Source organism: Bradyrhizobium sp. CCGB20 (assembly GCF_024199855.1).
Taxonomy (GTDB): domain Bacteria; phylum Pseudomonadota; class Alphaproteobacteria; order Rhizobiales; family Xanthobacteraceae; genus Bradyrhizobium.
Genome location: NZ_JANADN010000001.1, coordinates 3,160,036 through 3,172,860 on the forward strand (window position 1 = coordinate 3,160,036; position 12,825 = coordinate 3,172,860).

Consider the following 12,825-nt stretch of genomic DNA (forward strand, 5'->3'; position numbering starts at 1 on the left):
GGCTGTCGAGAGTCAACGAATCGTTAACGCGAATTTATTCTTATCCAACGGGCAGTTCGCGCATCGCGCGGCCGCAAACTTGCGTGCGCGGCGAGTCCGAAACGAGAACGTGTGACTCCGCGCACATTCCGGATCACGCGCGCGGCGGTTCGGCGTGACTGATCACGCGCTTCACGCTCGGGAACGCGCGGCGCAGCGCGCGCTCGATCGCGTCGACATGCTCGTGCACCTTGATGACGCTCATCGACGGCTCGGCGCGGCAGTGGAAGTTGACGATCTCGCCGGCGTCGGTGTTGCGGACGCGGACATTGTGGATGTCGTGGATCTCGCTGCCGGCGGCATATTCCGTCAAAGCGGAGGCGATCGCCTGCACCCGTTCCGGCACCGCGTCGACCCCGAACGGCAGTTCCGGTTCCAGCGGCTCGATGTGGACGTCGACCTCGACGTCCGCGCCGAACTCCTCCTGGATGCTGCGCTCCAGCGTGTTGGCGATGTCGTGGGCGGCGTCGAGCCGCATCCCGGCGTCGACCTCGAGGTCGATGCCGACGATCAGCTTGGCGCCCAAATCCCGCACTGTGCCCAGATCGTGCACCGTGACGTGGTGGATGGCGAGACCCGAATTGTGAGCGATCACCATGATCCGGTCGCGTACGGTCTCGTTGTCGCGTGCGACGGGCACGGCGGTGAAGGTGAGGTCGGCGTCGCCGAATGCCCTGTCGACGGCCGCCTGCGCCTTGCGCTTGATCTCCTCGACGCGGTCGATCGGATAGGTCCGCGGCACCTTCGCGATGGCGTCGATGAAGGTGGTCGCTCCCACCATGCGCACCCGCAGCCGTTCGACGCCGATCACGCCGGGGACGCTGCGGATCGCGGCCGTGGCCTTCTGCTGCGCGCCCTCGGGGGCGCGGTCGACCAGCGTCTCCACGGTCGACCCGGCCATGCGCAGGCCGAGCAGGGCGATCATCACGGCAACGGCGGCGGCAGCCGCCGCGTCGCCCCACCAGTAGCCGAGGGCGGCGAGGATCAGGCCCGCGATCACGGCGAACGAGCCCATCACGTCGGAGGCGAAATGCAGCGCATCGGCGGCGAGCGCCTGGCTGCGCGTCTCCCGCGCGGCGCGGTGCAGGGCGCGGGCGCGCCACAGGTTCACGACGATGTCGATCACCAGCACCACGAAGGGCACGGCCGAGATCGTCGGCGGCGCGGTTCCCTCGCGCAGGCGGCTATAGGATTCGACCAGGATGCCGCCGGCGAGCACGTAGAGCAGGGCGGTGACACCGAGCGCGGAGATGCTCTCCAGCTTGCCGTGGCCGTAATGGTGCTCCTCGTCCGCCGGCTTGTCGGAGACCCGCACCACCGCCCAGGTGATGATGGTCGCGACCAGGTCGATCGAGGAATGCAGGGCCTCGGAGATCAGCGCGAGCGAGCCGATCGCGATCCCGACCGCGAACTTGGCCGCCGCCATGCCGCCGCTGGCGAAGATCGAGATGGCCGCGACCGAGGTTTTGTTGTGCTGGGAAGTCATCGCGGGGATTTAGCAGCCTAAGAGCGAACATCAAGCGACGATCCACAGCTATAGTCGCGAGTGAGTTGCAGGAGCGAAGCTATTGCGAATGCTTCCGAATTGAAGGGTAGCTCCCTGCCACGCGCTAGGTCTCGTAGGGTGGGCAAAGGCGCAAAGCGCCGTGCCCACGTTCTTCCGTGATGGTTACAGATCGTGGGCACGCTTCCGCTTTGCCCACCCTACGACACCGTCGCCTTGGTGGCCCCTACGGCACCGTCACGACGATCTTCCCCAGATGCTTGTTCGCCTCCATGTGCTCGAACGCCTTGTCGATGTCGTCGAACGCATAGACCTTGTCGATCGGCAGTTGCAGCTTTCGCGCTTCCACCGCACTCCAGATATCCTTGCGAACCTCTTCAAAAATCTCGCGGACCTCCTCGATGGTGCGGGTGCGGAAGGTGACGCCGACATAGTCGATGCGGCGCGCGGCATGCAGGTCGAAGTTGAAGTCGGCATGGGTGCCGCCGAGCCGGCCGACATTGACGATGCGGCCCTTGACCCTGGTGGCGGCGAGGTTCTGGCTCGCGACCTTGCCGGAGACCTGGTCGACGATGAGATCGACGCCTTCGCCGCCGGTCGCCTTCAGCACCTCGTCCACCCATTTGGGATCGGAGGAGTCGACCGCGAGGTCGGCGCCGTACTCCTTCAGCCGGCCGCGGCGATAGGCATCGGTCGAGGAACCGATCACGAGCCTGGCGCCCTTCAGCTTGGCGATCTGCATCGCCATCAGGCCGACGCCGGAGCTGGCACCCTGGATCAGCACGGCTTGGCCAGGCTGCACGCCGCCGACCATGACGACGGCGTTGTACATGGTCGCGAGCGCGACGGGGAGGGTGGCGGCTTCCTCGAAGTTCATGTTCGAGGGCGCGCGGAACAGCCGGCCGTGATCGGCCAGTGTGTACTCGGCGAAGGCCGCACCGCCCGAGCCCATGATACGGTCGCCGACCTTCACCCCCTTCGCATCCGGACCGAGCTCGGCGACTTCACCGGCCCATTCCATGCCGAGCACGGTGCCGACGCCGCCGGCGGCGCCGTGGGCGTGGCCCTTGCGCATGCCGGTGTCGGCGCGATTGAGGCCGCAGGCGCGGACGCGGACCAGCACCTGCGTGCCTTTGGGCTTTGGTTGAGCGACGTCGGAAATCCTAGCGCCGTCAGGGCCGTAGACATAAGCCTTCATGAATTACTCTCGCTTCTTGCAGTGATTATTCCGCGGCTTGCGCGCTCGGTTGAGCGATCATGCCTTCGAGCCGGCTGCGAATGATGGCTTCGGCTTCGCGCACGATGCGCGAGATGAGCTCGGCACAGCTCGGGATGTCCTGGATCAGCCCCTGCACCTGGCCGGCCGACCAGATGCCTTCGTCCGAATTGCCGGTCGCATAGACCATCTTGCCGCGGGCGCCGGCGACGAGCTCGCGGATGTCCTCGAACTTGGCGCCTTCCTTCTCCATCGCGACGACCTTGGTCGAGATCTCGTTCCTGGCGACGCGAGAGGTGTTGCGCATGGTGCGGAAGATCAGCTCGGTCTCGCGCTCGTCGTTGGCGACGATCTTCTCCTTGATGAGCTGGTGGATCGGGCTCTCCTTGGTCGCCATGAAGCGGGTGCCCATGTTGATGCCCTCGGCGCCGAGCGCCAGCGCCGCCACGAGGCCGCGGGCGTCGGCAAAGCCGCCCGAGGCGATCATCGGGATCTTGATCTTGTTGGCGGCGGCCGGGATCAGGATCAGGCCGGGGGTGTCGTCCTCGCCGGGGTGGCCGGCGCATTCGAAGCCGTCGATCGAGATGGCGTCGACGCCCATCCGCTCGGCCGAGAGGGCGTGGCGGACGCTGGTGCATTTGTGCACGACCTTGACGCCGTGCTTCCTGAACTCGTCGACATGCTCCTGCGGCTTGTTGCCGGCGGTCTCGACCACCGTGATGCCGCTCTCGATGATGGCGGCGCGGTACTCGGCATAGGGCGGCGGCTTGATCGCGGGCAGGATGGTGAGGTTGACGCCGAACGGCTTGTCGGTGAGGTCGCGGCAGCGCGCGATCTCCTTCCTGAGGTCCTCCGGCGTCGGCTGGGTCAGGGCCGTGATGAAGCCGAGCGCGCCGGCATTGGCGACCGCCGCGACCAGCTCGGCCCGGCCGACCCATTGCATGCCGCCCTGGACGATCGGGTGCTCGACGCCGACGAGTTTGGTGAACCGTGTCTGCAACATGATCTGTTTCCCCCTGGGCGGCCCGCAGGCTCTGTTGTCGGTTGATGGCGGGAGGATGCCGCCCGGGTCGGGAAATGTCTATTGCGCCGCCGTGCGGTAGAGGCGGAGCCTCATGCGGGACGCGAGGATGATGATTCCGCGAGGCGGATAATTTGGGGCGCGCCAGTGCTTCCACATCGTCATTGCGAGCGCAGCGAAGCAATCCAGACTCCCCCCGCGGAGGGACTCTGGATTGCTTCGCTACGCTCGCAATGACGGTAGAGCTACTCCGCCGACAGCCGCACCATCTGGCGGCCGCCGTTCATTTCCTTGAGGCTGTTGACGAAGTTTTCCGGACGCTGCCAGCGGTAGGGGACCTTCAATCCCATGAACTCGGCGATGTCGCCGATGAAGCCGGTGCAGTTGGTGGTTTCGGCGTTCCAGACCGGCGAGCTTGCCTGCAATTTCTTGATGTAGGCGAACACGCGCTTGGCGTCGGCTTCGTTGAGATACACGCGGTAGTTCGCGGTCAGATAGTCCGGATCGAGATCGCCGTAGCTCGCGCCGGTCTCGGATGGCACCCAGGTGAGGTGACCGAGCACGTAGGCCCAGGTGTCGCCGGCCGGCGTCAGGCCCGCGACCTCGACGGCGCGCTCGCTGGTCTTGCCGTACCAGACGAACGCATGGCCCCAGCTTGCCGCCGTCCGCGCGCGGAAGTCGACGTAATAGGGACCTTTCTCCGCGCGCGCGACGGAGCGCCGCGTCGATTGCGGCGCCGGTCGTGAGGCGGTGTCGGTCGTGGCAAGCGCATTGGCATCGGCAACGCGCTTGTTCGCTTCGTGGGCCGAGGCCGAGGGTGACATGCACGCGATCATGGCCGCGAGCGCAAATCCCGCAAGGATGCAGGATCCCGATCGATCAGGTTTGTTTGTCACGCTGTGCCCCCTCGACTGTCGGCCGCTTACGCAATTGTCTTGCGCGTATTTCCGTGCGCTCAGTAGCGCGCAGCGACCGGGCCGGGCGCCTTGCCGATCGGGGCCTTTCCAATCGGGCTCTTGCCAATCGGCATCTTGCCGATCGGGGCCTGCGCCGCCGGATAGGCGGGCACTGGCTGGCGGCGCGGCAGATCCGCGGCGTTCGCAGCCGTCACCAGAGCAAGCGTGGCACCCAGAGCAATTGCAATCTTCTTCACAGTGATACCCCTAGAAGGTTTGGTCCAAACACGGCACAGCCGTGCCCCCCAGACACGCCTCACAGAAGGGCGGCGGAATGCGTCCAAGTTGCGGCGCGCGCGGGACATGTTGGCGGCATATCTCGGGCGTACGCAGATATGATGTGTCTGGATGTTTCGGGGCGGGGTGGACGTCGGTGCCGTAGCCCGGATGAGCGAAGCGATATCCGGGAGTGCTCGCGGAGACATCCGTCCCGGATGTCGCTTCGGGCTACGAGATCATTTGTTCTCACCCGATCCGGTTCAGGCCGTTCCTGATCGTCGAGAAGATGCCGCCGATGTCCTTGCGCAAGGCATCGAGCGCGTTGAAATTGTCGAAGATGCGGGCGAGGCGGTCCTCGACCTCGCGCTTGCTCTTGGCGAGTGCATCGACACGCGAGGCGAGGGTGACGTCGCCGCTTCCCTCGATCTCGCCGACGGTTTTGGCCAGGAGATCGCGCGTGGCGCCGACCTCTGCGATCAGGGCCTCGATGCCGAACACCGGCGCCCTCAGCGGGACGAGGTCGGCCTGCGATTTCGACAGCTCCGTCTTGAAGGCGTTCAGCGTTGCCAGCGTCTCCTGCAGCGCGCCGAGGCGCTGGCGCGACTGGAGGACGAAATCGTTCAGCGCGTTCTGGCGGTCCGCAAGCGTCTTGCCGTCGGGATCTGTCTCGACCTCGGCGAGCGAGCGTTCGAGCTGGGCCTGGCGCTGGCCGAGCTCCTCGAAGTCGAGACGGATCGCTTTCAGGATGTTGAAGCTGTCGTCGATGCGGGCAAGGCGCTGCTCGATCTCGATCTTGTTCTTCGAGAGCGTCTCGACGCGGGTGCCGAGCGGCACCTTGCCGCCGGTCTCGAGCTCGTCGATGCTCTTGGCCAGGCGGTCATGGCTGAGGCCGAGCTCGCTCATCAGGGCATTGATGCCGGCGTCCTGCGAGCGTAGCGGCGCCAACTCGGCGTGGGATTTCGCCAGGTCTTCCTTGTACTGGTTGAGGGTCACGAAAGTGTCCTGGACCGCGTTGACCCGCGACAGCAGCGCCGATACGTCGCGCGCGACGTCTTTCAGGCGGTCGGCGAGGTTGTTCTTGCGGTCGTCGGTCTCGAGGTCGAGCAGCGAGCGTTCGAGCTGGTTCTGGCGGTCGCGGATCTCCGTGAAAACAGGTTCGACTGCGCGGCGCTGGTCGGCGACCTTGCCGACCATCTCTCGCACCCCCTGCTGGCGCCGGCGGATCTCGGCGAGCTGGTCGTGCATGTCGGTGGATTCGTTGCGGCCCTGCTGGAGCAAAGCGCGCTGCTCGGTCTCGCCCAGCTTGTCATGGAGCGCGGAGACGGCCTGCCGGGGATCGCTCTCGATCAGGTGCTGGACGGTGGCGTCGAGGTGATTTTGCAGGGCATGAGCGACGACGACGTCCTCGCGGGTCTTCTTGAGGCGGTCGCGCAGCGTATTGAGGCGCCGGTCCTGGCGCGAGAGCCGCCAGGCGGGGGCGCCGATCAGCGCGAGCCCGAGCGTCACGATCGCGCCGGTCGCGATGCGCTGCGGCATGGGCAGGCCCGCAAACAGGGCGGGCAGGTGGGTGACGTCGTAACCAAACGCCTGCTCGGCGAGAAGCGCGATGGCGGCTAGCAGGACAAACCAGGCAACCAGGAAAAACAGCCACATCGTGACGTCCTCAGCCGGCACACATTTTCGCCATGATTGCTATTGGAGGGCGGAACCGAGATCAAGGGGCGCGCGGGTGTGTGTGATGCGTTCCGTAGCGCGATCCACCGCTGGTTGCGTCAGCCGATCAGCGGAGCGGGCGTAGCTTGCCGGGTTTTCCCGAGGTGGACGTGTTCTGTAGCCCGGATGGAGCGAAGCGCAATCCGGGGTACGGCACCAGCAACCGGCGTCGAGGCGAGGCGAACTTCAGTCTATCATTTCCCGCGGAAGTTCGAGCGCATCTTGTCGGCGAACCAGACCACGAAGATCGCAGCGAACGCGAGAGCAAAGTACAGAGCCGTCCACAAAAGCGCATACTCGGCATTCGTCATGGCGTCCTCCCCGGCATCAGAAATCGATTGCCGGGGAGAATAGCGCGGCCGTGACGGTGCAATTTGCGCAGGATCAATTTTGCCGCGCTGCGGCGAAAATGACCGGCGAGCCTTCATTCCGGGGCACGACGGAGTTGCGCCGGGGAAATGACGGCGAGGCTACAGCCGAAACTCGTTGGTCAGCTCGCCGATGCCGTCGATCGCGACGGTCACAATGTTCACCTCCTCCTTCATCACGCCGACGCCGACGGAGGTGCCGACAGCGATGAGATCGCCCGGGAGCAGGGTCATGTCGTGAGAGATCCTGCTGACCAGCTCCTGCGCGGTGAAGATCATGTCCGAGATCGGATAGTTCTGTCGCTCCGCCCCGTTGAGGATGGTGCGGACCACGAGCCTGGCCGGATCGAGGCCGGTGGCGATCACAGGGCCGAACGGGCCGTAATCGTCGATGCCCTTGGCGCGGGCCCATTGCGGGAAAGTGGGATCGCTGGTCAGGATGTCGTTGGCGGTGATGTCGTTGACGCAGGTGTAGCCGAAGATGAAGCTGTCCGCTTCAGCAGGCGAGACGCGGGCGCAGGTCTTGCCGACGACGATGCCGAGCTCGCCTTCATAAGTGGTCTTGCCGTCGTAGTAAGACGGGCGGCGGATCACGGCGCCCGGCGTCGTGATGCTGGTGGTGGCCTTGAGCAGATAGAGCGGCTCCGGCGGCTCGGGCTGATTCAGTTTGGCGGCGAGGGCGTGGAAATTATTCCAGAGCGCGACGATCTTGCTGGGCGCACAGGGCGCGAGCAGCTCGACGTCCGACAGCGCCAGAATCTTGCCGGTGCTTACGTTGCGGCCGAACATCTCGCCCTCATGCACGCTGATGCCCGAGGGCGTCAGCGTGCCGAAGCCGGTCGTACCGGCGTGGCGGAAGCGCAGCCACTGCTTCATCTCGCTTGCCATCACGCCACCGCCAGTGCGCGGGGATCTGCCGGCGTCGAAACGCCGTCATAGAGTCCTGCGATGCGGGCGCGCTGGGTCACCATCGCCAGCACCGAATCCAGCGCGGGCGTGGCGATGCCGGTGAGGCGGCCCATCTCCTGCACCACGGTGACGAGCGGGTCGATCTCCATCGGACGGCCGCGCTCGAGATCCTGGAGCATCGATGTCTTGTGCGCGCCGACCTTGCGGGCGCCCTCGATGCGGCGCTCGACGTCGACGCGGAATTTGACGCCGAACGTCTCGGCGATGCCTTGCGTCTCCACCATGATCGCGCGCGACAGCGCGCGGGTGGACGGATCGGTGCAGATCACGTCGAGCGTTGCATGGGTCAGCGCGCTGATCGGATTGAAGCAGACATTGCCCCAGAGCTTGAGCCAGATCTCGTCGCGGATACGGTCGAGCACCGGGGCTTTCAATCCAGCGGCGACGAAGAGATCGGCGAGGCGCTGGACGTCGGGGGTGATCTCGCCGGAGGGCTCGCCGAGCGGAAAATTGTTGCCGTAGACGTGGCGGATCACGCCGGGCGCCTCGATCTCGGTGGCGGGATAGACGATGCAGCCGATGGCGCGTTCGGCGCCGATCTCGCGCCACTGCCGTCCGCCGGGATCGATGCTCTCCAGCGTCGAATTCTCGTATTGGCCGCCGTGCTTGTAGAAGTACCAGTAGGGAATGCCGTTGACGGCGGTGACGATGCGGGTGTGGGGCCCGAGCAGCGGCTGCATCTTCTCGATCACGCCGGTGATCGAATGCGCCTTCAGCGTGATGATGATGTAGTCCTGCACGCCGAGCTCGGCGGGGTCGTCGGTGCAGCGCGGATGCACGGTGTGCTTCTCCTCGCCCGCGAGCAGCGTCAGGCCGTGCTCGCGCATCGCGGCAAGGTGGGCGCCGCGTGCGATCAGGCTGACATCGGCGCCAGCGCGCGCGAGTTGAACCCCGAGATATCCGCCGATCGCGCCGGCGCCGTAGATGCAGATCTTCATGAAATCCTCGCGGGAAACCGGAATTTTGGGACGCAAGATCCGGTCCGGCGCGGATGGGATCCGAGCCGGGGCCGGTAGTCGCAGGGGAAGTGTGTGTCGCTTTAGGCTGCCGCTTGCGGCGCGCCGTTGATCGCTTCGTCCATGGCAGCAGCGATGTCACGCATGCTGATGACGGAGACGAGGCTGTAATCGTCGATCACGGGCAGGTGCCGGATGTGATTGCGGTTCATCAGGTGCCGGACGTGCTCGATCGTGTCGGTCGAGGTGCAGGAGACGAGCTGCTGCACCGAGACGAGTTGCGAGACCTTCACGTTGATGGCGTTCGCACCGTGCTCGGCGACCGCGCGCACCACGTCGCGCTCGGTGAACATGCCGACCGCGGTGTTGCCCTCGGAGCGGACCACGTCCTTGACCACCAGTGCGCTGATGTTGTTGGCGCGCATCAGCTTGGCGGCAATACCCACCGTTTCGTTCATTCGCACCGTAACGACGCGCGGCGTCTTCTTGCGCAGAATATCTCCGACCAGCATTGCAACCTCCCTCGGGTGAAATGTTGGCCAAGTGTGGTATACATAATGCCAATCGTCAAGCGCTCGATTTGGCTGATCCGAAAATTCTTGCGGCAGGAATGCTGACGTTTGCCATCGAGCCAAAAAGAAAGGGGCGCATCGCTGCGCCCCAGTCTCAACCGTCCAAGGTGTGTGGCTGTTACGCCGTCTCGGTCTTGGCATTGCCGGTGGCGGTGCCCGCGCTCTCGGCTTCCTTGCCGAGGATGAAGGAGCGGCGCAGCGGCTTGATCACGAACAGCGCCGTTAGCGCCGCCGTCGCATTCAACGCCACCGCGACCACGAACACGGCCTTCCAGCCGTAGGTTGCCGAGATCACGCTCGCGAGCGGGACGAGCAGGGATGCCGTGCCCTTCGCGGTGTAGAGCATGCCGTTGTTGGTGGTTGCGAATTTCGAGCCGAAGGTGTCGCCGCAGGTCGCGGGGAACAGCGAATAGATCTCGCCGAACACGCCAAAATACACCGCGGTCGCGAGCACGAAGACGACGGGGACATGGCCGTAGGCCGACAGCGTCAGGAGCATCAGCGCAGCGGTGCCGAACGCGATGAACATGGTGTGCTCGCGGCCGATCGTGTCGGAGACCCAGCCGAAGAACGGGCGTCCAAAGCCGTCGAAGATGCGGTCGAGCGAGATCGCGAAGGTCAGCGCCGCCATCTGGAAGCCTGCGAGCGTCACCGGCGTGTCGGCGATCTTGTAGTCGTGCGCGATCGGGCCGATCTGCGCCGCGGTCATCAGGCCGCCGGAGGCGACCATGACGAAAACGAGATACATGACCCAGAAAATGGGGGTGCGCAGCACCTGCGGCGGAGTGAAGTCGATCTTGGTCTGCGGCAGATTGAGCTGCTTCTTCTTCGGCGGGATCGAGATCCGCGGCGGCTGGATGAAAAAGGCGAGCACGAACACGATCACGCCCTGGCCGATGCCGAAGGTGAGGAAGGCGTGCTGGTAGCCGCTCGTTGCGATCATGGTCGCGATCGGCACGATGGTGAGCGCGGCGCCCGCGCCGAAGCCGGCAGCGGTCGCACCGGCGGCGAGGCCGCGGCGGTCGGGGAACCATTTCAGCGCGTTGCCGACGCAGGTGCCGTACACCGCGCCGGCGCCCATGCCGCCGACGACGGCGGCAGCGTAGAGCAGGGTGAGCGAGTCAGCGTAGGAGTTGAGCACCCAGGACAGCGCGATCATGACGCCGCCGAACATGATGACGATGCGCGGACCGTACTTGTCGACGAACCAGGCCTCGATCGGAACCAGCCAGGTCTCGGTGACGACGAAGATGGTGAAGGCGAGCTGGATCGCGGCGCGACCCCAATGGTGCTCGTGATCGATCGGATCGACGAACAGCGTCCAGCCGTATTGCAGATTGGCAATCATCGCCATGCAGACGATGCCCATGACCAGCTGAAGCCAACGGAAACCTGTGCGAAGAGGCGCGGCTGTGACGGCGCCATCCGGGCTGGAAATCATCAAGAACCTCCCAACGCGCCTGATTGATTGCGACCTGGGATTGCAAGGTGACCCGATGTCGCAAATGTTGTGGCTTATCGTCGCAAGCGCAGAGAGGACATTGGTATACCATATCCCAGAAGGCAAGCCCTATCTCGCGCCGCGGCGCAGCAAAATGCATGGTTCCGTTCGGATTACCGGAATCTGAAGAAATTCGTGCAAAACGAAAACGCCCGGCCGTGAGGCCGGGCGTCGTTGCTTGAACGTTGTGTGGTGAAGCGCGTCAGAGCGTCGATTTTGCGACCACGACCTTGCGCCAGGGCTTGAGCACCATGATCGCCAGCAGGGAGGCCAGGATGTTGGCGCCGGCCGCGATGATGAACACGCTGTCCCAGGTGCCCGACGACTGCTGCATGTAGTTGGCGATCGGCACCAGCAGCGCGGCGGTGCCCTTCGCGGTGTAGAGCAGGCCGGCATTGGTGGTCGCGAACTTGGCGCCGAACGTGTCGGTGCAGGTCGAGGGGAACAGCGAGTAGATCTCACCCCAGGCGAAGAACACGAAGCCCGAGAGCAGCACGAACCAGAGAGGATCGTGGCCCCAGAGGTAGAGCATCCAGATGCCGAACCCTTCCATGCCGAAGGCGATGAACATCGTGTTCTCGCGGCCGATCATGTCGGAGATCCAGCCGAAGAACGGACGGGTCAGGCCGTTGAGCACGCGGTCGATCGTCGCTGCGAACGTCACCGCGGTCATCGTCACCGCCATCAGCGTGACCGGCACGTTGTCGACCTTCCAGTCGGCCGCGATCGGCTTCAGGTTGGCCGTCACCATCAGGCCGCCGGCGCCGACGATCACGAACATGAAGTACATCAGCCAGAAGATCGGCTGACGCAGAACTTCGGTCGGCTGATAGTTTCGGCGGCTCTGCACCAGGTTGGCGTTCGCCACGACGTTCGGCACCTGGCCTGCTTTCGGCGCCAGCAGGAAGAAGGCGAGGATGCAGATGATGATGCCTTGTCCGAGGCCGAAATAGAGGAAGGTGGTCTGGAAACCACTGTCCTTGATCATGGCCTGGATCGGCGCGACGGTCAGCGCCGAGCCTGCACCGAAGCCCGCAGCGGTGATGCCCGCGGCGAGACCGCGCTTGTCCGGAAACCACTTCAGCGCATTGCCGACGCAGGTGCCGTAGACGCCGCCGGCGCCGATGCCTGCGATGATCATGCCGAGATAGAAGCCGTTGAGCGAGGTCGCCTGCGCGTTGATCGCCCAGCCGACAGCGCAGAGCACGCCGCCGACGAGCACGACGATGCGCGGACCGTATTTGTCGACGAACCATCCTTCGACCGGCACGAGCCAGGTCTCGAACAGCACGAAGAGCGTAAAGGCCCACTGGATCGACGCGCGATCCCAGCCGAACTTTTTCTGGATGTCGGGGACGAAGAACGTCCAGCCGTATTGATAATTGGCAATCATCACCATCGCGGCGACGCCCACCGCCAACTGCGTCCAGCGATAGGCATCACTTACGCGCGCGACACCTGGGGCCGCTGTCGACTGCACCATGTCCGTCATTAAATCCCTCCCGAAGGCGCCGATCATTTTTATGCGTGCGCTGTCCCGCATCTTGGTATTCATTATGCCAAGATTCAACAGAGGGACTGGAGGGTGCGGCGAAATATCGCGGACCTGTTCACATGCGTCACGGCCGCGGAATTGTAAAGCCCCAATCGCCGCCGGCACACTCATGGGAACAGCGGTCGTTGGCACTCAACGCATTGATCTCACGTCAATCTTCGGCGCCGCGCGAGACCGCAAGCAAGCTCTGGAAAACCGGCGGCTCAGGGATTTTCAGCGTCCGACCAGTCGGTGTG

The 12,825-nt window shown here is 64.8% G+C and carries 11 protein-coding genes; all 11 read right to left on the minus strand.

What is annotated here, in order from left to right:
- Positions 1-133: 133 nt before the first annotated feature.
- The 11 genes from NLM15_RS14560 to oxlT (NLM15_RS14610) all read right to left on the minus strand — a co-directional run bounded on the left by NLM15_RS14560 (position 134) and on the right by oxlT (NLM15_RS14610) (position 12,526).
- Complete coding sequence (locus tag NLM15_RS14560; RefSeq protein ID WP_254117758.1) at positions 134-1,525, minus strand: cation-efflux pump; 1,392 nt, start codon at positions 1,523-1,525, stop codon at positions 134-136.
- Positions 1,526-1,769: 244 nt separating this feature from the next.
- On the minus strand, positions 1,770-2,741 hold the full coding sequence (locus tag NLM15_RS14565) for a zinc-binding dehydrogenase (protein ID WP_254117759.1): 972 nt from the start codon (positions 2,739-2,741) through the stop codon (positions 1,770-1,772).
- Between the two features lie 25 nt (positions 2,742-2,766).
- Positions 2,767-3,762, minus strand: coding sequence for a nitronate monooxygenase family protein (locus NLM15_RS14570; protein WP_254117760.1), 996 nt, complete (start codon positions 3,760-3,762; stop codon positions 2,767-2,769).
- Positions 3,763-4,025: 263 nt separating this feature from the next.
- Positions 4,026-4,676, minus strand: coding sequence for a hypothetical protein (locus NLM15_RS14575; RefSeq protein ID WP_254117761.1), 651 nt, complete (start codon positions 4,674-4,676; stop codon positions 4,026-4,028).
- A 59-nt stretch (positions 4,677-4,735) separates the two neighbouring features.
- The gene (locus tag NLM15_RS14580; protein ID WP_254117762.1) at positions 4,736-4,933 is read right to left on the minus strand and encodes a hypothetical protein; all 198 of its coding nucleotides are present in this window, start codon (positions 4,931-4,933) and stop codon (positions 4,736-4,738) included.
- A gap of 268 nt (positions 4,934-5,201) precedes the next feature.
- Positions 5,202-6,608 carry a hypothetical protein gene (locus tag NLM15_RS14585; RefSeq protein ID WP_254117763.1) on the minus strand — a complete coding sequence of 469 codons (1,407 nt, stop codon included), beginning with the start codon at positions 6,606-6,608 and terminating at the stop codon, positions 5,202-5,204.
- A gap of 530 nt (positions 6,609-7,138) precedes the next feature.
- Positions 7,139-7,924 (minus strand): fumarylacetoacetate hydrolase family protein, encoded by a 786-nt coding sequence (locus NLM15_RS14590; protein ID WP_254117764.1) that lies wholly within the window; start codon positions 7,922-7,924, stop codon positions 7,139-7,141.
- Positions 7,924-8,943 (minus strand): 2-dehydropantoate 2-reductase, encoded by a 1,020-nt coding sequence (locus tag NLM15_RS14595; RefSeq protein ID WP_254117765.1) that lies wholly within the window; start codon positions 8,941-8,943, stop codon positions 7,924-7,926. Before NLM15_RS14595 ends, NLM15_RS14590 begins: the two co-directional genes overlap by 1 nt.
- A 101-nt stretch (positions 8,944-9,044) precedes the next feature.
- Positions 9,045-9,473 carry a CBS domain-containing protein gene (locus NLM15_RS14600; RefSeq protein ID WP_254117766.1) on the minus strand — a complete coding sequence of 143 codons (429 nt, stop codon included), beginning with the start codon at positions 9,471-9,473 and terminating at the stop codon, positions 9,045-9,047.
- Positions 9,474-9,651: 178 nt separating this feature from the next.
- Positions 9,652-10,974: an oxalate/formate MFS antiporter gene (gene oxlT, locus NLM15_RS14605; protein WP_254117767.1), complete on the minus strand. Its 1,323-nt coding sequence runs from the start codon at positions 10,972-10,974 to the stop codon at positions 9,652-9,654.
- A gap of 262 nt (positions 10,975-11,236) precedes the next feature.
- Entirely contained in the window at positions 11,237-12,526 is a 1,290-nt protein-coding gene (gene oxlT / locus NLM15_RS14610) for an oxalate/formate MFS antiporter (RefSeq protein ID WP_254117768.1), read from the minus strand.
- Positions 12,527-12,825 lie beyond the last annotated feature (299 nt).

What these genes read in the sequence shown, in the direction of transcription:
- oxlT (WP_254117767.1), bottom strand. Translation starts at nt 10,974, where the DNA reads ATGATTTCCAGCCCGGATGGCGCCGTCACAGCCGCGCCTCTTCGCACA.
- NLM15_RS14560 (WP_254117758.1), bottom strand. Translation starts at nt 1,525, where the DNA reads ATGACTTCCCAGCACAACAAAACCTCGGTCGCGGCCATCTCGATCTTC.
- NLM15_RS14595 (WP_254117765.1), bottom strand. Translation starts at nt 8,943, where the DNA reads ATGAAGATCTGCATCTACGGCGCCGGCGCGATCGGCGGATATCTCGGG.
- NLM15_RS14590 (WP_254117764.1), bottom strand. Translation starts at nt 7,924, where the DNA reads ATGGCAAGCGAGATGAAGCAGTGGCTGCGCTTCCGCCACGCCGGTACG.
- NLM15_RS14600 (WP_254117766.1), bottom strand. Translation starts at nt 9,473, where the DNA reads ATGCTGGTCGGAGATATTCTGCGCAAGAAGACGCCGCGCGTCGTTACG.
- NLM15_RS14570 (WP_254117760.1), bottom strand. Translation starts at nt 3,762, where the DNA reads ATGTTGCAGACACGGTTCACCAAACTCGTCGGCGTCGAGCACCCGATC.
- oxlT (WP_254117768.1), bottom strand. Translation starts at nt 12,526, where the DNA reads ATGACGGACATGGTGCAGTCGACAGCGGCCCCAGGTGTCGCGCGCGTA.
- NLM15_RS14565 (WP_254117759.1), bottom strand. Translation starts at nt 2,741, where the DNA reads ATGAAGGCTTATGTCTACGGCCCTGACGGCGCTAGGATTTCCGACGTC.
- NLM15_RS14585 (WP_254117763.1), bottom strand. Translation starts at nt 6,608, where the DNA reads ATGTGGCTGTTTTTCCTGGTTGCCTGGTTTGTCCTGCTAGCCGCCATC.